The organism is Pseudomonas sp. Irchel s3a10 (assembly GCF_900187525.1).
Taxonomy (GTDB): domain Bacteria; phylum Pseudomonadota; class Gammaproteobacteria; order Pseudomonadales; family Pseudomonadaceae; genus Aquipseudomonas; species Aquipseudomonas koreensis_G.
The window spans coordinates 710,606-727,420 of sequence record NZ_FYDR01000001.1; the positions used below are offsets into that span (position 1 = coordinate 710,606).

Annotated in this window: 19 protein-coding genes; 4 read left to right on the forward strand and 15 right to left on the reverse strand. The window is 56.6% G+C overall.

Going from position 1 to position 16,815, the window contains the following annotated elements; genetic code table 11:
- Positions 1-193 precede the first annotated feature (193 nt).
- Genes gspD through gspG form a run of 5 tightly spaced genes read right to left on the reverse strand, consistent with a single transcriptional unit; the run spans position 194 to position 5,714 of the window.
- Positions 194-2,575, reverse strand: coding sequence for a type II secretion system secretin GspD (gene gspD / locus CKW11_RS03090; RefSeq protein WP_095136344.1), 2,382 nt, complete (start codon positions 2,573-2,575; stop codon positions 194-196).
- Entirely contained in the window at positions 2,572-3,120 is a 549-nt protein-coding gene (gene gspM / locus CKW11_RS03095; protein WP_095136345.1) for a type II secretion system protein GspM, read from the reverse strand. The genes gspD and gspM overlap by 4 nt, the downstream gene beginning before the upstream one ends.
- Entirely contained in the window at positions 3,113-4,297 is a 1,185-nt protein-coding gene (gene gspL / locus CKW11_RS03100; RefSeq protein WP_095136346.1) for a type II secretion system protein GspL, read from the reverse strand. Before gspL ends, gspM begins: the two co-directional genes overlap by 8 nt.
- Entirely contained in the window at positions 4,294-5,247 is a 954-nt protein-coding gene (gspK, locus tag CKW11_RS03105; RefSeq protein WP_095136347.1) for a type II secretion system minor pseudopilin GspK, read from the reverse strand. Before gspK ends, gspL begins: the two co-directional genes overlap by 4 nt.
- Positions 5,248-5,255: 8 nt before the next feature.
- Positions 5,256-5,714, reverse strand: a complete 459-nt coding sequence (gene gspG / locus CKW11_RS03110; RefSeq protein WP_041062388.1) for a type II secretion system major pseudopilin GspG — start codon at positions 5,712-5,714, stop codon at positions 5,256-5,258.
- A 148-nt stretch (positions 5,715-5,862) separates the two neighbouring features.
- On the opposite strand from gspG, the gene gspI reads away from it, so the two are divergent.
- On the forward strand, positions 5,863-6,237 hold the full coding sequence (gene gspI, locus CKW11_RS03115; protein ID WP_159974160.1) for a type II secretion system minor pseudopilin GspI: 375 nt from the start codon (positions 5,863-5,865) through the stop codon (positions 6,235-6,237).
- A 232-nt stretch (positions 6,238-6,469) separates the two neighbouring features.
- On the opposite strand, the gene CKW11_RS03120 is transcribed toward gspI, so the two are convergent.
- The 7 genes from CKW11_RS03120 to CKW11_RS03150 form a co-directional block, all read right to left on the reverse strand.
- Positions 6,470-6,829, reverse strand: coding sequence for a DUF6124 family protein (locus CKW11_RS03120; RefSeq protein WP_095136349.1), 360 nt, complete (start codon positions 6,827-6,829; stop codon positions 6,470-6,472).
- Positions 6,830-7,323: 494 nt separating this feature from the next.
- Entirely contained in the window at positions 7,324-7,740 is a 417-nt protein-coding gene (locus CKW11_RS03125; protein WP_095136350.1) for a hypothetical protein, read from the reverse strand.
- Positions 7,741-7,989: 249 nt separating this feature from the next.
- Positions 7,990-8,349, reverse strand: a complete 360-nt coding sequence (locus tag CKW11_RS03130) for a DUF6124 family protein (RefSeq protein ID WP_095136351.1) — start codon at positions 8,347-8,349, stop codon at positions 7,990-7,992.
- Between the two features lie 1,667 nt (positions 8,350-10,016).
- Positions 10,017-10,376, reverse strand: a complete 360-nt coding sequence (locus tag CKW11_RS03135; RefSeq protein WP_095136351.1) for a DUF6124 family protein — start codon at positions 10,374-10,376, stop codon at positions 10,017-10,019.
- A gap of 408 nt (positions 10,377-10,784) precedes the next feature.
- Positions 10,785-11,171 (reverse strand): hypothetical protein, encoded by a 387-nt coding sequence (locus tag CKW11_RS03140; RefSeq protein ID WP_095136352.1) that lies wholly within the window; start codon positions 11,169-11,171, stop codon positions 10,785-10,787.
- An 87-nt stretch (positions 11,172-11,258) separates the two neighbouring features.
- The gene (locus tag CKW11_RS03145) at positions 11,259-11,642 is read right to left on the reverse strand and encodes a hypothetical protein (protein ID WP_095136353.1); all 384 of its coding nucleotides are present in this window, start codon (positions 11,640-11,642) and stop codon (positions 11,259-11,261) included.
- Entirely contained in the window at positions 11,639-12,787 is a 1,149-nt protein-coding gene (locus CKW11_RS03150) for a hypothetical protein (protein WP_095136354.1), read from the reverse strand. The genes CKW11_RS03145 and CKW11_RS03150 overlap by 4 nt, the downstream gene beginning before the upstream one ends.
- A 389-nt stretch (positions 12,788-13,176) precedes the next feature.
- Here CKW11_RS03150 and CKW11_RS27505 point away from each other — a divergent pair, with 389 nt between their 5' ends.
- Positions 13,177-13,428 carry a hypothetical protein gene (locus CKW11_RS27505; protein ID WP_143499895.1) on the forward strand — a complete coding sequence of 84 codons (252 nt, stop codon included), beginning with the start codon at positions 13,177-13,179 and terminating at the stop codon, positions 13,426-13,428.
- Between the two features lie 110 nt (positions 13,429-13,538).
- Here CKW11_RS27505 and CKW11_RS27510 read toward each other — a convergent pair whose 3' ends face one another.
- The 3 genes from CKW11_RS27510 to CKW11_RS03160 form a co-directional block, all read right to left on the reverse strand.
- Positions 13,539-14,021, reverse strand: coding sequence for a hypothetical protein (locus CKW11_RS27510; RefSeq protein WP_143499897.1), 483 nt, complete (start codon positions 14,019-14,021; stop codon positions 13,539-13,541).
- Positions 14,022-14,122: 101 nt separating this feature from the next.
- Positions 14,123-14,443 carry a hypothetical protein gene (locus CKW11_RS03155; RefSeq protein WP_095136355.1) on the reverse strand — a complete coding sequence of 107 codons (321 nt, stop codon included), beginning with the start codon at positions 14,441-14,443 and terminating at the stop codon, positions 14,123-14,125.
- A gap of 737 nt (positions 14,444-15,180) precedes the next feature.
- Entirely contained in the window at positions 15,181-15,612 is a 432-nt protein-coding gene (locus tag CKW11_RS03160) for a type II secretion system protein N (RefSeq protein WP_095136356.1), read from the reverse strand.
- A 133-nt stretch (positions 15,613-15,745) separates the two neighbouring features.
- Here CKW11_RS03160 and gspH point away from each other — a divergent pair, with 133 nt between their 5' ends.
- Together gspH and CKW11_RS03170 are read left to right on the forward strand one after the other, a co-directional pair.
- Positions 15,746-16,198, forward strand: coding sequence for a type II secretion system minor pseudopilin GspH (gene gspH / locus CKW11_RS03165; protein ID WP_095136357.1), 453 nt, complete (start codon positions 15,746-15,748; stop codon positions 16,196-16,198).
- The gene (locus CKW11_RS03170) at positions 16,195-16,803 is read left to right on the forward strand and encodes a prepilin-type N-terminal cleavage/methylation domain-containing protein (protein ID WP_095136358.1); all 609 of its coding nucleotides are present in this window, start codon (positions 16,195-16,197) and stop codon (positions 16,801-16,803) included. The genes gspH and CKW11_RS03170 overlap by 4 nt, the downstream gene beginning before the upstream one ends.
- Positions 16,804-16,815: the final 12 nt, after the last annotated feature.

Here is a 16,815-nt window from a genome sequence, read left to right on the forward strand (position 1 = left end):
GGTCCAAGGTCGTCCCCCATTCCTGTGTTTCTTGTGGCGAGGGGATTTATCCCCGATGGGCTGCGCAGCAGCCCCGAAACCTGACATCCGAATCCATCTGACTGACCGCGTGCATAGGTTTTGGGGCCGCTTCGCTGCCCATCGGGGATAAAACCCCTCACTACAGGGTTACTTCTCAGATTGAGGACTCTGTTCAAAAGCGTGTGCTCCCATCAATCGGCACCGCTTTGATCGTCGCGCGAGGTCCCGAAGCCGGAACCGGACTCGGCACCCCCTGCGCCGCCGTCGGCAACTGCGGCGCCTGCATGTCCGGCATTGCCCAACTGCGTTCCGGTTGCAGCCCGCCCTGGGCGCGGCGCATGAAGTCGTAGCGGTTGAGGGTGATGCTGCGCCCCGCTTCGCTGTCGCGGATGATGTACGGGCGCAGGAACACCATCAGATTGGTCTTGCTGATCGCCCGGCGTTCGTTGCGAAACAGCGCGCCGATTCCCGGCAAGGTGCCCAGCCACGGCACCGCTTCGTTGCTCTGGCTGTAACCGTCCTGCAGCAAGCCGCCGAGGACCATGATCTGGCCGTCGTCGAGCAGGATGCTGGTGTCGATCGCGCGTTTGTTGGTGACGATCCCCGCCGACGTCGCGCTGGCCGACGCGCGTTCGTCGATGCTGCTGACCTCCTGATAGATATCAAGCTTGACCGTGCCGCCCTCGGAAATCTGCGGCCGCACGTTGAGCTTCAAACCCACCTCTTCCCGGGTCACGGTCTGGAACGGGTTGTTGCTCGTACCCCCACCGCCAGTAACGTAGCTGCCGCTGACAAACGGAATGGTCTGGCCGACAAAAATACTCGCCGCTTCGTTATCGAGGGTCAGCAGGTTCGGCGTCGACAGCACGTTGGTGCCGCCCTTGCTCTTCAACGCCCGAGCCAAGACTTTCAGGTCGAGAATCTTGCCGATGCCGGGGATGTCGACAGTGCCGTTGACGTAGCCGAGGTTCAAACCCTGGGGCAGCACATCGAGACTGGTCTTGCCGTTGAGGTTGATCCCCGAACCGCCAAGATTCGCCCCGCCAATCACCCCTTTACCGCCAAGATTACCGGTCTGCCACTGCACGCCGAATTCGCTGGCATCGTCCTCGCCAACTTCAACAATCAGGCTTTCGATCACCACTTGCGCACGGCGCTGGTCGAGCAGATCGATGACCTCGCGCAGGTTGCGATACAACGGCTCCGGCGCAGAAATCAGCAAGGTGTTGGTGGTCGCGTCAGCCTGAATCGTTACCCCACCGGCGCTGAACGCAACGTTCTGCTCACTGGCCTGATTGCCGGCGCTGCCGGTCGAACTGCTGCCCTGGGCGTAACTGCCACCGGTACTGCCAGTGCTCGACGTGGTCGAAGTGTTACCACTGGTTTGCGTGCCGCTCTGCGCACTCGAACCGCCATTGTTGTTGCCGTTGCTGCCCATGGCACTGAGCACCGAGCGCGCACTGTCACTGGTGCCGCTGTCACTCTCGCCAGTCAACAGCCCGCGCAAGGCCTGCGCCAGTTTCGCCGCCTGCGCGTTACGTAAATAAACCACATGCAGGTTGCTCGGATTGCTCTGCGCATTGTCGAGTTTGTAGATCAGGTTCCGCGCCAGCTCGGTGCGCTCGGGGCTGCCGGCGCGGATGATGATGGTGTTGGAACGCGGGTCGCCGATCACCGCGATTTTCTGCGTCGGATCGTTGCCCGGCGCGTCGAGCAGGTCAGCGACCATCGGCGCGATGTCTGCGGCGATACCGTTCTGGATCTGCACTACGTCGGTGTCGATCGCGCTCGGGGTGTCGATGGTCTGGATCAACTGGGCGACGCGCGTGAGGTTCTCGGCGTAATCGGTGACGACGATGGTGTTATTGCCGGGGTAGGCATTGATCGGGTTGTTCGGCGAGACGATCGGGCGCAGCACCGGAATCAGGTTCACCGCGTTCTCGTATTGCAGGCGAAAGGTGCGGGTGAGCATGCCGTTCCCAGCCGGTTTGTCCGGGCTGTAGATCGGCCCGCCGAGCAGTTTCGCATCGGCTTCCGGCACCACCTGGGCGACGCCGCCGACATCGACCACGCTGAAACCCTGCATGCGCAACGCCGCCAGCAACATGTCGTAGGCCTGCCGCGCCGGCACCTGACCTTCCGAGACCAGCGTCAGACTGCCCTTGACCCGAGGGTCGACCAGAAACTGCTGGCCGGTGGAACGCGACAACGCGCGCACCACCGCTTGAATATCGGCATCAACAAAATTCAGCGTCACCGGCTGATCGCCCAGCGGATTGCTCGGCAATGTGCTGCCGCGCGGGGCGCCGCCACTGCGCGCGCGCTCGGTAATGTTGTGCATCTGCCGAGGTTGCGGCGCGGTTTGTGCCTGGGCGCGTTGCCGATCGAGCAGCGCATCACCGCTGCGCTGGGTGTTGGCCAGTGGGCGGCCGAGTTCGCTGTCCACCAGCAACGGCGGCTGGTTCGGCGGCGTGGTGGTGTTGCTGCACGCGCTCAACGCCATCAGCAGCATCGGCAACGCCATGCGCGCCGGTTTGGATCCTGACCCCTTCATGAAGCTTCCTTAGCGCCCAGCGCCTGATCCATGCGAACGGTGCCTGACAATGTGCCGGCAGTGACTTCGGTCGAAGCGTTGTCGGCGCGTTGCAGACGGGCCTCGACCACTTGCAGAGAAAGCTGTGCCGGAGTGCTCAACAGCCAGTCGAGCACTGCATCGGCCGGCGCCGCGTCGAACGTCAACTGCCACGCGCCGGCCTCTCCGGCCTGCAATTGGTAGTGCCCGGCCAGACCGCTGGCCTGCAGCGTTTGCTCAAGCGACTGCGCAAGACTTTGCCCCTCGGGGCGTACGCTGACTTCGCGCAACAGCACTTCCAGCGCTTCGGTCTGCGCTCGCAACTTTGGAGTTTCGGCTTGCCAGTAAGTGATTTTTTTCAGCGGCGGCTGGATCAGCGCGACCCACACCAACAGCGACAGCAGCACCACCGCCATGCCGCCGACCATGCGTTTCTCACGCAGGGCAAGCGCTTGCCAACGCGCCTGAAGCTGCGTGCTGAAACGCTGCCAACGGGCGCGGTACACCGCGAGCGACGCCTTATTCATCTTCTGCTCCGCTGTCGTCGGTGCTTTCATCGGGAGTGGTGACTTCGTCGCTCGGGCGCAGCAGCCAGCCTTCATCGTCAGCCGTCGCACTGATCCCGACCTGGGCCAATGCGGCTTGCCAATCCTTGTCCTTGTCATTGGCGCTGCGCCGGGCGTCGGCCAGCAGACTCAACTGCAAGCTGCCATCGACAAACGTCAGGCGCTCGACCGTGCCGGCCATGAACGGCATGCCACTGCCGGCCTGCAACACCAGCCGATTGAACGGCTGCGCCGGATCCTCCGCCGCGCCCTTCTGCCGCGCCGCCAGTTGCTGACGCGCCTGCTGCAGCGGATTGAGGATCACCGGCAACTCCGGGAAGGCCTGCTTCACCCGTTGCGCCATCTGCGCCTTGAGCTGCTGACCCTGACTGGCTTCGCGGGAGGCATACAGGTTCAAGCCGATGACCCACACCGCCACCGCCAAGGCGCACAGCCCCAACGCCCGGCCCCAACCGCGATGCTCGCTACGCTGCTGTTGCACCGCGCCCTGCAGGCCCCAACCCGGCAACGGCCCGGTCCAGCGCTGCGCCTCGGCCATCGGCAATTGCGCTTCCGGCGGTGGCGTCGAACCGATCCAGTGCAGCGGCGTGCCACAGCTCAACAGCCAATCGCCAATCTCGTCGTCGAACAGCGGCTGCACCCGCGCCACCTGCACGCTTTCGCGCAGCAACAAATGGCCGTCCTGCCGACAAGCCACCGTGCCCGGCAGCACCGGCAAGCGGTACGCCGCCGGGTATAAACCACGCAGATTCAGACCGGCCTGCTTCAGCAATTGCCCCAGATGCTGCAAACGCTGACGCGGCGCCCAGGCGATCTGCACCTGCCCCGCTTCATCCCGCGAACTGTGAGCGATGTGCATGTCATTGCAGTCGCCGAGCATCAAGGCCTGCGCCGCACATTGCACCGCCGCTGCGGTCTTGTTCGCCGGCAATGGCGGCAGGTCGATGCTCGCCAGCAGGCTGTCCGCCGGGTGCAGAAAAATGTTGAGCGCTGGCTGCTTCGCTAACTGCCCCAGTTGGCTAAAGGTCTGGCGCTGCTCACGAATGACCTGCCCCTGCCGGTCCAGCCAAGCACAGTCCATTTCACTGTCGAGACTCAACTGCGCCAGTGGTGGCAAACTCACACGCAACTGACTCATACGCCCACCCGCGACCAGATCACCTGCGGCAGACGATCCTCGCTGCGGTGCAGCAACGCATCGAGACTGACTCGGCGCTGATCACGCCGCGCCTCGCCACGCAGACGAAACCAGTCACTGGTGATGCCGACCTTGACGCTGCTCAGCTCCAAGTTCGGCATGCGCAAGCGGTTGACGAAATCGCCACGGTTGATGAACCAGCGCCCGGCGTCACGCTCATTGATCAGCGCCTGCGCCCGCTCCAGCGACAACCCCGGCACATACGCGGCCAGCACCGGCGCGGTGGCGGTATTGCCATTGAGCCAAGTGGTCGCCGGAATCACCGTCAAGTACGGCGCCAGTTTGCCGATGACCGCCTCATTCACGCCCTCGACGCTGCGCAAGTCATCGACACTGCGCAGCATCGGCAACTTCGGATTCTGTGGCTTGCGCGACGCATTCGGCGACGTGGCGCGGCCACTGTCAAAGGCGTTTTTGCTCGCGGTGTTCTCGGCAATCTGCGGGTTCAACAGATACGGATAAGAGCCGATCACCCGTTGACTGATGCGCTGACTCAACCCGGCACTGATACCGATCAACGCGCACAACCGCTGAAACGCCTGCACCTGCGCCTCATCGACACGCTCGTTGGCCACCAGATTGCGCAGGTTGAATTTGCCCTGCTCATCCTCCAGCCGCCCCTCGAAACCCTGCGCATTCAAGCGCTGCGCCCACGGTTGATCGAGCCGGGTCAACGGATCACGCTGCCGCGCATCCCAGAGCAATTGCCGGCTGATCTCCAGCCCACCGTGCAACACCCAGCGCCCCTGCACCCGCTGCTGATCCGCCTCCAGCGCGCGGGTCGAAACGCTCTGCCGGGTCAACATCCCCGCCGCAATCACCGCGACCACCGCCGCGATCAACAGCGCACTGATGATCGCCATCCCCTGCTGGTTCGATTGGCTGTTCATCACCGGCCTTACAGCTGCCAGGAACCGATATCGGCATTCACGCCGTCGCCGTCAGGCTGACCGTCGGCACCGAGGGAAAAGATATCGATCTCGCCATTGGCGCCGGGGTTGAGGTACTGATAAGGACGACCCCACGGGTCATTCGGCAAACGCTCCAGATACGAACGCCAGTTACTGTTCTTCGCATCCGCCGGCCGCTCCACCAGCACTTTCAAACCCTGAGTCATGCTCGGGTAAGTGCCGTGATCGAGACGATACAACTTCAGCGCCTGCATCAAACCACCAATATCCTGCTTGGCCGCCGTGGCCCGCGCCTGATCCGGCCGATCCAGCACCTTGGGCACCACCATCGCCGCCAGAATCCCGAGAATCACCACCACCACCATGATCTCGATCAGGGTAAAACCCTGCTGCCCACGGGGCATCCGGCTCGGTCGTCCGGGCTGTTTGAACTGCGCGATATCCATCTCGACATTCCCTTGGCTTGATTCGATTCGACGCGCAGTGTTGCAAGAAGATATGTCAGGGATGTTGAAAATCCTCGGGAGTTTTCGTCGTCAAGCCGTCAAGGACGGGGGTTAGGGTCGAGGGCTGAGTTTGGGTTTTGGGCCTGTTATGCCGACGCGTTCCCGAGAAAGCGGATTCACCCTGATTGAAGTGCTAGTGGCGCTGGCGATCATTGCTGTGGCGATGTCAGCGGCTGTGCGTGTGGCGGGGTTGATGACGCAGAGCAGCGGGATTTTGCGGGATCGTTCGGTTGCGATGATTGCGGCGCAGACACGCATGGCCGAGTTGCAACTGGAAGGTCGATTGCCGACCGGTGTGAAAGCCGTTGATTGTGATCAAGGACGGTTGTTGTTGCGATGTGAGCAAGTAATCGCAGCTGCCGAGAACGGCAGACTGCTCAAGGTCGGCATCCAGGTCTTCGACCGCAACCAGGACACCCCGCCCCTAGCCCGCCTGGAAACCCTACTAAATCGCCCCCTGTAGGAGCTGCCGAAGGCTGCGATCTTTTGATCTTGTTTTTAAACATCAAAATCAAAAGATCGTCCGATCGCGGCCCGAGCCTCCGGCAGCTCCTACACAAACATCTCAGGCAACAAAAACAACGCATGCCCCACACGACATCCGCAATCAGCCTGAAACCCTGTGGGAGCGAGCTTGCTCGCGAAGGCGCCAGAATGAACACCCGGTCAATCACCAAGTGTCCCCGACACCTACATCACCCCGGCAACTGCAAATTATCCAAAGCCCGATTCACCGCCAACTCCCCGAGCATGATCAACTGCGCAATCCCCGCCAGCGCATGACGCTGCGACACCGGCAACAAACTGGCAATGTTCTGCGCGAGGGTTTTGGCCGAAGCAAGCGTCTCACTGGCATCGACCAGCAGTTCTTCGGTTTTGTTATCCGCCGTCACGGCATACATCCCACGGTATTTACGTGGCGGCGGCGTGGAACCGGGCGGACAGAGGTAATGGTCGAGCGCGCGGTCGGCGGCTTCGTGGAGTTTTTTGGAATCGATGGATTCGTAGGGGGAAACCGAGGCGGTTTCGGGTGGGTTGGGCGTAGGTTTGATCATGGTGAAGCTCCTTGAGAAATGGAGCCGTCAGCCATCGCTGCTAAACGAAGAGGTGGCGGCTTTACGCGGGTTAGCAGACCAGGCTCAAGGATCCCGGCGCACCGAAGTGCCCCACGCAAAGCCACCATAACGTTATGGCGGAACCTGCGTGCCTTGAAAATTGGCGAGCTGCTAAACCCGGTCACTGAACATTCAGCGACCGAACCACAATAGAACCCGCCCCCAAGGCGCACAAGCCGGCGGATTCTGGCGTAGCTGTAGGCAAAGGCGCAAGGATGTGTAGCCTGGGAGAGTGACAGGAGATGTCTTTTTAAACGGTGGTGTTTATCGAAATCCCACCGCGTCACCTCCCCCCTTAAATAGATACGGCCCTATGGTCCCTTACCAAGGTGTCCCGATACGCCTGCCCCCCCTTGGAGATGGACGGACCGAGTTGTCAGGTTCGACACATGTTCATCCGTACCCACGTTTTGCTCGCCTACAGAGCTTCCAACTCACGGCGTTATCGTTTCACAAACAAGATCCTGAGGCGCACCATCCTTAAATGGAATAGTACATTTTTTTAGAAACTCGGGTGCCGGCTCAAGTGGCATTATCTCAAACAAGAAAGTCAGCTTATCTTCTTGAAACTCTCCCTTTTTCAATTCAACTTGAGTGTATCCGTCGAGAAAGCTTTTGCCGTCAACGGAGCACAGCTCTTTTTCTTTAACTATTTCCCCGTTACCCCCTGGCACGAGCGATTGCACCCGTATGCACGGAGAATCGAATGTCCTCAAATATCTCACGATATATTTGCCTACTTTCCCTGCATCTGCCTGGTAGATCCGCTTGTAGTCAAATTCAGCCGCCGTCGCGGATGAAAGGCAAGCCAAACCAAAAAGCGTGTAGGCTGCGAGACGCAAAGTACGCATTAATTACTCTCCAAGTAACGATTTCTTTCGGCGAACCTGTTTGGGGGCACGCCTACCCAATTGCTATGCTTCGACATTTCTACTTTTATTAACCACACGAAGACGGCACGGTAGTAATCAACTGTTCCCACAGGTTTCAGCGTTGTACACAATATCTGCAATCAGCATAAAACCCTGTGGGAACGAGCCTGCTCGCGAAGGCGCCAGAGTGAACATCCGGTCAATCACCAGGCGATCCCGACACCCGCATCACCCCGGCAACTGCAAATTATCCAAAGCCCGATTCACCGCCAACTCCCCGAGCATGATCAACTGCGCAATCCCCGCCAACGCATGACGCTGCGACACCGGCAACAAGCTGGCAATGTTCTGCGCGAGGGTTTTGGCCGAAGCGAGTGTTTCACTGGCATCGACCAGCAGCTCTTCGGTTTTGTTGTCCGCCGTCACGGCATACATCCCACGGGTTTTACGTGGCGGCGGCGTGGAACCGGGCGGACAGAGGTAATGGTCGAGCGCGCGGTCGGCGGCTTCGTGGAGTTTTTTTGAGTCGATGGATTCGTAGGGGGAAACCGAGGCGGTTTCGGGCGGGTTGGGTGTAGGTTTGATCATGGTGAAGCTCCTTGATTAATGGAGCCGCCACGGTTCGCTGCGAAACGAAGGGAGGTGGCAGCTGTACGCAGGTTCGCAGACCGGGAATCAAGGAACCCGGCATACCCGAAGGTATCCCGCGCACAGCCGCCATGAAGCACAATCGCCAGAAATGGCAACGATTGGGAGCGCTGTGCGCCTTGATTAATCCGGGCTGCGAAACCCGATCGCTGATTCGTCAGCGACCGAACCACAATAGAACCCGCCCCCAAGGCGCACAAGAAGGATGTGTAGTCTGGAAGAGTGTTTGGAGATGTCTTTTTAAACGCTGGGTTTAACAAAATCCCTTTCCATTGCACCACCCTAAATAGATCAGCCCCCTTATTTCATCAAATCACCCCTACTACTAACCTCATAATCACGCGCTGATACCTGCGAACAAACAAATACCAAAAATTCCGTCGATAGTTATTTCCAAAAAATATAAAGGACTGTCAGTTCTGACAGGTTTAAAAATTTATCTTCAACATTAAAATTTAAATACAGAACACCACAGAAACAACCAACTACCGACGGAGATGAACATGTTTAACCTCGATAAAAAACTCATTGCTTCACTAATACTGGCACTAGGAATGATTGGCACTACTTACAACGCTCAAGCCACCACTGTCACGTTCAAAATCCCTTCGCCTCCATAAAATGGTCCGGAAGCTTACAACCTCCCCAAGAAGGGAGAGATCAGGGGTCAACATTTTACGGTGCCCAACGGGTAACCAAAATAACCATCACAGCGACTGGGGGTGGCGGGGGCGGAGGGGGCGGTGGCGGTGCATACTCAAATATTATCAACAGTCGAGCTAGTGGTGGTGGAGGTGGTGGGGGCGGGAGTACCATCAAGTGTACTTTTGATCTAGTTAACGCGTCAGATGTTGGTTTTGTCGTCGGTAATGGGGGAAGAGGAGGAACCGGGGGGGAATTAAGTAATGATGGGCAGAGTGGCGAATACGGAATACCGGCAGACTTCCTATTCACTAGTAACACTAATAAAGACAACTTCAAATACACTCGAGTATCTGCAGGTGGAGGCTCACCTGGACAAGGCGGCTCACGAGGAACGATAACTGGAGCTGGGCCCGGCGGATCAGGCGGCGCTGGTGGTCACGGAAACGTCATGCCCGACGAACCCAACTGCACAATAATGAATGGAGAATCTGGCACAGCTGGAGGTTCAAGTGGTCCCCCTCAAAAAGCAGGAGCAGCTGGCAAGGCTGGATCGAACTCCTGCGGCGGCGGGGCCGGCGGTGCTGGTGGTGAAGGAGGTATCATAAATAATAGTACTTACGCAGGAACTAGCGGGAGTGCGGGAACGAAAGGCGGTTACGCTTGCGTCACCTTCGAGTACTAACCGACCCGAAGTCCACTTTTTAGGACGTGGCGATAAGAGCTCCCATCATACGAAATCTGACACTCCCCCTCCGATACGCCGATCACCTCGCAGATGTTGCTTGAGCTGCAAAAACAACTGCTTGATCGGCCGTATCTCAAAAGCAACCAGGTACACTCCTAGTAATCCAGAACGCACCAAAACAACCAGATAATTGCCTTCAGCCCCGGAAATCACGCGGAATACCAAGCGGCAGAAACAGCGCATGTGTCATCACCGTTGCTGCCCGCCCTACTCCGCATCACCCCGGCAACTGCAAATTATCCAACGCCCGATTCACCGCCAACTCCCCGAGCATGATCAACTGCGCAATCCCCGCCAGCGCATGACGCTGCGACACCGGCAACAGGCTGGCGATGTTCTGCGCGAGGGTTTTGGCCGAAGCGAGCGTTTCACTGGCATCGACCAGCAGCTCTTCGGTTTTGTTGTCCGCCGTCACCGCATACATCCCACGGGTTTTACGTGGCGGCGGCGTGGACCCGGGCGGACAGAGGTAATGGTCGAGCGCGCGGTCGGCGGCTTCGTGGAGTTTTTTGGAATCGATGGATTCGTAGGGAGAAACCGAGGCGGTTTCGGGTGGATTGGGTGTAGGTTTGATCATGAGTGAATCTCCATTTTTATACCTGGTGGAACCACCAAAACCCGTCGCTAAACAAGTAAGGGTGGCAGCTGTACGCGGGTTAGCGAACCGAGAGGTATAAGACCCGGCAGACCCGAAGGTCTCCCACGCACAGCCACCATATCGTCGTCGCAAACGTCTGCGACAAACTGGAGCGTCGTTGCACTTATACCTGGTCGGGTCGCTAAACCCGGTCGCTGGGTTACCAGCGACCCATAGACGATAAAGACCAAGTACAAAGCGCACAAGCCGGCGGATTCTGACGTAGCTGTAGGCAAAGGCGCAAGGATATGTAGCCTGAGAGAGTGTCTGGAGATGTCTTTTTAAACGTTGCCGTTTACCGAGATTCCCCTGTGCCAACGGTGGGGGTTGAGCACACGCAAAGGAGCGCTAAAGGAAACCTGATTTCACAGTTGCTCCGAAGCTGATCATGACCACCAGCAAACAAATCACGCTCCATTGCAGCGCGACTAACTTACGTTTAAGCGGGCCTGGGAAATTGGCTAGATCTTCGGAGCTTATCTCGCCCCTTTTCAGATAAAACCTGGGGAAGGTAACAATTCCCGAAATGCCACCCACGAGCAGAAGCTTTCCCCAAGGCCCGCCATGCCGAAGTGGAGCGCGAGTCATGATCGCCGGGCAGTTTTTCAGGTGCTCCAGCATTAAATCCATCTTTGTATAAGCGAGTTGTAAACACACGCCTATCCAAAGAATAATCCCCGCCAGATCAATCAGCGCGATGGACAGAAGTACCGTATCAATAACGCTCAAACTCATTTGCCCGGCTCATAGATCTTCCCACCGCCCCTTTCACCTGTTGTACCTCCGAGTTTGCAAACGGGGCTGAACAAACCTGATGTCCGGTTACTTGAGAACTCCTGATTTACCCAAAGCGACCAGCACAACCATCGCAGAAAGCAGCACTATTGCGCTCCATTGCATCCATACAAGTTTCTGCCTGAGTGAGACCGGAAAGCTCGCTACATCCTCAGTGCTGAGAGTGCCGCGTCTAATGTAGAAATTCGTAAACGTAACGAGACCAGAGGCGCCACCTACCAAAAGCAATCTGCCCCAAGCGCCTCCGTGCTTCAGCGCCGCTAACCTGGTGCCGGCAGAGCTGTTTTTGAGGTGCTCAAGGATCACGTCCATCTTGATGTGGGCAATGTAGAGGGCAATCCCGATCCAGATGATCATCGAGATAATCACTACACCACACAACCCTCCAACTATCAGTTCAGCGGTATTCATTTAGTCACCTCGTAAATCACTTCGCCGAACATTTCACCGCCGGCCCCTCCTACCGCCCCACCAGCGAATGAGCCTGCCGCTACAACTACCACGCCGCAAGCAAGGGTTCCCAATCCACCGGTAGGCACGCCAAGCCCCACGCAGATTGCACCGACCACAGGAGCAGTTAGCACTGCTCCTGTCATTGCGCCACCGGCCACCCCACCAATGAAGCTACCGCCCTCCGTGTATTTAATCTTTTCACAGGCGTCTTTGTTGCCTGCCGCACAGACTTCTTGAACCTTCATGTAAGACGCCCCGCCACCTACGGCTGTACCAATCCAGCCGCCGTACTTAACAACCTTGGCCGCTCTGGCGACACCTTCCGTATGAGTGGCGTAGCCAGGAATCTGCCCCGGAGCTCCCGCCAGACTCCAGTGATGCACCAGACTTTTGCTGGATATGCCGAGGGCTGATTTCAGGCTCGGATGATCAGGGAAGCCGATGCCCTTTCTGGTTAAACCGGTGAGCTGTCTATCGAGCTTGGCAAACAAACGTGCACGTTCTGCAAAGAACTCTGAACTACGCAAGTGACCGTCACGCTGAAAACTTTTCTGGTGCAACGCTTCGATTTCCTTCAGCGAGGTTTTCACGTCCTCCAGGTTCTTGGCGAAAATCGATTCACCCACACCGATTGATGTTGAACCTTGCGAAAGAATGGATTCAATCTCGCTCCGATAGCGAACCATGAAGCTGGCCTCTTCGTCGCTCATGGGTTTGAGTGCCGCATCCACCTTCTGAGCGGCTTCCATGAGCAACGCCTCCTCACGCGTGCACTGCGGATTGTTCGGATCACTCAACACGATAAGTTGACCGGGCTTGGCATAACCGCTGACGTGAGGGTTGAGGCGCGTGAACTTCTCAAGCGTCGCCCCATCCGGCTTATCGAACAGCGCAGCTTCTAGCGCAGAGCGTGGCATGACTTGCTGAACGATGTAGAAACCGGGTTCCGCTGGTGCCTTCGCAGCAGCCGGTTTCTCCGCCGGTTCCTCAGGGTATTCCGCCCAGTACTTGGCGTGCAGGTCGGTCGGTTCTACGCCGCGATAGACCTTATTTCTAGGTGGGTTAGGTAGCGCGGGCCTTGGTACGTTTCCATATTCACTCATGAATCATCCTTGTCATTTCGGGAATCCTGACTTGAGATTCTGACAGCCGAACGCTATCGGAAAGCCCAAGTGCTGGCTGTAGGACAAAGCCTAAAATGCTACGTCCTAGCTGCTGATTCCTTTCATTCGTGGGGTGCGCAGGATAACTGGTGAGGGGAAATGGTTGTATGGCAGCAGATGGCCATCTCGTAGCGTTACCAGATGAATTGCATGCATTGATCTATTTTTCACACCCGATGGCTGCTTTCGGCCAAAAGCGGACGCTAAGGACCGGCTACCCGATCCATTGCTCTGGTTAAGATGATGTGGATGCTGTGAAATTCTTATAAATGGGGTTATTTCAGCTATTACTGATTACACCGGCAATGACGTCGGTCGGGAGGTGGATGATGGGTAGCATTAGCGGTGGAGATGGTGGTGGAGACGTTGTATGGCCATGGTCAAAAGATACTCGGCCAGTGCCCTTTCCCCTACTGGGAACTTCGTTGCTTATAAATGAACTAAAAGGTCGAAAATGCCGGGTTATCGCTTTTGGCGATAAAGTGATTCAGGATTGCGATCCTGGCCGTGTCACAATTTTTTTGACCAAAGAAGCCAAAATTGAAAAAATTTATATGGAGCCAGACCTGCCGAATATTTAGCCGCTCCGAAACCTCATTATCCAGCGCGCCAAAAAAACTTGGTTGGCGCTGGGTAATGTTTGATGTCTGCCAAAGGCTACGACAGAGCACGCTCTGACAACGTGTAAAAATTAATGACCTTGATTGTCATTGACGTATGCTTCGCAATCTCCAAACGCGGCCGGCCCGAAAACGCGAGCATAAACTGAGGGAAGGATCGCGTCACAATTTGCGATTTGTAATTTGTCAGTTCCAATCCATGAAAAAACACAAAACCCGGGATCAGATGCAGAAGGTAAGGCTGATTTTATTTCCGGGATCTCAATCTCTTGAATCTTGACCCCGTGCTTACCATCTGCATCTAGGATTGTAATTACTCTTGATTCTTTTGGGAAAGCAACACGTTCTTTGTAGCAAAAAGGATGAAGAGCGGGAAGAACGATGTCTGGTATTAAAAAATAGAGACCAAACATTGGCGGGTATATAAAAAATGCCAACTGTTCGATGTCGACCTTTATATTTATCCCGGAAGTAACTCCCGATGCGACAATCTCAACTAAACCACCTGCGCGAAACGCCTCGTATTGGGCGCTACCAAGTTCTTTTTTAGACACGGCCACACTCCTTCTGCTCAACGGTTATTGATTTTATTTTTTACTTAAACACCTTGATCAAGATCAAGATTTCAGTGCAGCGCCACAATTTTTTGCGATTCTTAGGCACTCATCAAATCCTTTGCCGGCATATTTCCGAACTTATTTGTCAGCGTAACCTCAAATAAGTCATTAATACCTAGCTCTTTTTTTGTGAAAATTACTGAGACCACGCTCGGCATCATCTTGCAAGTATCTGGCGCTTTCCTAAATACAGTTATTTCAGTTGGTGACAGCCCTGTAAAACCTGTATTTACATTAATTACAAAGCTCTCCTTGTCAGTGCAGCCATTGGATGTAACGAGAAGTTCAATAGTGTCTTCGTTGATTATGAATCCTCGGAGTGGCTCCAGTATTTCTTGTGCCTGCTCATTGAAAGGCATGGACTATTCCTTTTGTTAATTTACGCACCCAGCCTGAGATTTAAGTCTAAGCTGCCCTAGTGTAGTACTCCGGCCATTGAAACTGCCTAGCTAATTTGCATGTAGGTGCCTACTATTATTTTTTAGCTCAGAAGTCTTGCAGCTTGCAATACCATCACTCACTCATCACTGTAGTATGTAATAAAAAAACGGCACCTTTTTTTAGGAATAAATGGAAATTAAAACTCGAATGCTTGCTTCAAAAACGGACGGATATATTTTCTGAAAGCATATCCACTCCCACTGACTGACTATTCCCCTATCTTGATTTTTGAGGTTCAGGCAATAAACCAAAATAACGGTTAACCAGTTTGCATGTTGTTCTCGCAAAGCACATATAGTTACTTATTAATGAATATTTTTGCCAGTGTCATCTGACAACGAGAAACTATTTAGAATTACTTTCACGTAAATGGCCGATTGCCGCCTATACCGACCGATATATTGAACGCCATTTATGGTCAATCGCCCCTCATATCTTGACCCAGTGTGGGAGCCTTTTTCGCGTATACGGCCCACCCAGGGGACTGGCTTACATTTACCTGACTTTGTCCCCTTTCGATAGCGGACATTTTCGTCTACCCGTATCAGCTTGGGAGCGAAAACAAGCACTCGCTTGCGTCTCGGTTCCCTGCTTTTGGAGGCCCTTGAACCGCCGTTCAAATGAACGGCAAAAATAACGTCTCCGATCCAACAAATCAGGGCCTCACGAGGCTCGGCAAAACCACCCCCTCCCCCAACCTCTCCACCCCCAACCTCACCCTCTCCCCCCCTTGCTCAATCACCACCCCATCCCCCTCCACCGCCACCAGCTTCACCCCAGGCCCCACCCTCTCCCCCTGCAAAAAACTCCTCGGCGGCCCATCGTTCAAACTCAGAATCGCCACCGCCCCGCGACTCCCCGCCATCACCCCGCTCACCTTGATGTCCATCGGCGCCGTCTGGTTGGAAAACCATTGCAACGCCGGGCTGTCACTGCGTGCCGCGAGCATTTGCGGTGGCGCCGGAGGGGTGTGGGATTCGGCGGAGGTCAGGAGTAGCGACGACCAGGTCGCGACACCGACCAGGGCGGCGAGCAGTGCGAGGGCCTGGACGGTTCGCGGGGGGGATATGCGGGTGGTGAGCATCATGGGCTGAATCTCCTTTTTGTCCCTGCTGACAGGCTACGCGGCAATTCTCACGGTTTTATTTCACACGTCTTACATGTTGGCCGTGCAGGATGGTTTTTTGGGACGGGGCTGGACGCAAGGGAGTGCGCAACCGATGAATGTGGGCAAGCAACGGGGCTTTACGCTGATTGAGCTGATGGTGGTGCTGGTGATCATCGGGATTGCCAGTGCGGCGATCAGTCTGAGTATCAAGCCGGATCCGCTGCAGTTGCTGCGCAAGGACGCCGAGCGTGTGGCGCAGTTGCTGCAGGTGGCGCAGGCGGAGGCCCGCGCCGATGGCCGGCCGATTGTTTGGGTGAGTGATGGCAAGGGCTTTCGCTTCAGTCGGCGCAGTGACAGTGGTCGGGGTTTTGAGCATTTCAAGGATGACCCGCAGTTGCGGCCGCGTACCTGGCAGAGTCCGAAGCTGGAGGTGCGGGTGGAGCCGAAGCAGAAGGTTGTGCTCAATGCCGAGTGGATCAATCCGCCGCTGCAATTGACCCTGTCTGATGGGCTGAATCGGCTGAGTGTGCTGCGTGATGCCAGTGGAAGGATCAGTGTGCAATGAACGATCAACGGGGCTTTACCCTGATCGAGGTGATGGTCGCGATTCTGCTGATGGCGGTGGTCAGTCTGATTGCCTGGCGCGGGCTGGACAGTGTGACACGGGCGGACAGTCATTTGCAGGCGAGCAGTGAGCAGAGTGACAGTTTGTTGCGGGCGTTGAATCAGTTGCAGCGAGATGTGGAGATGCGCGCGGGGATTGAATTGGCCGAGCCGAGGAAGGTTGGCGTGGATGATGAGCCGCCGAGTGCGCCGCCTGCGCTGACGGTGCGGAGCAGTGATAGCAAGGGGTTTCGGCTGGATATTATTCGTAGTGCGGCGGATCTGCCTGGGGCTTTGCAGCGGGTGCGTTGGTGGGTCAAGGGGGATACGTTGTATCGGGCGGTGGCTGAGGCGCGGGGTCGGTATCCGTTGCCGGCGCCGACTGGCGGGGTGGCGGTGTTGCAGGGGGTGAGTGATGTGCAGGTGCGGGTTTGGGAGGTGGATAAGGGTTGGCGGCAATTGAGTGGGAATCGGCGGGAGGATCCGTTGGGGTTGGAGGTTCGGTTGACGCGGGAGACGGCGCAGGGGGTGGAGCGGTATCGGCAGGTGATGGGGCCGCTGCAATAGCCAGCATCACTG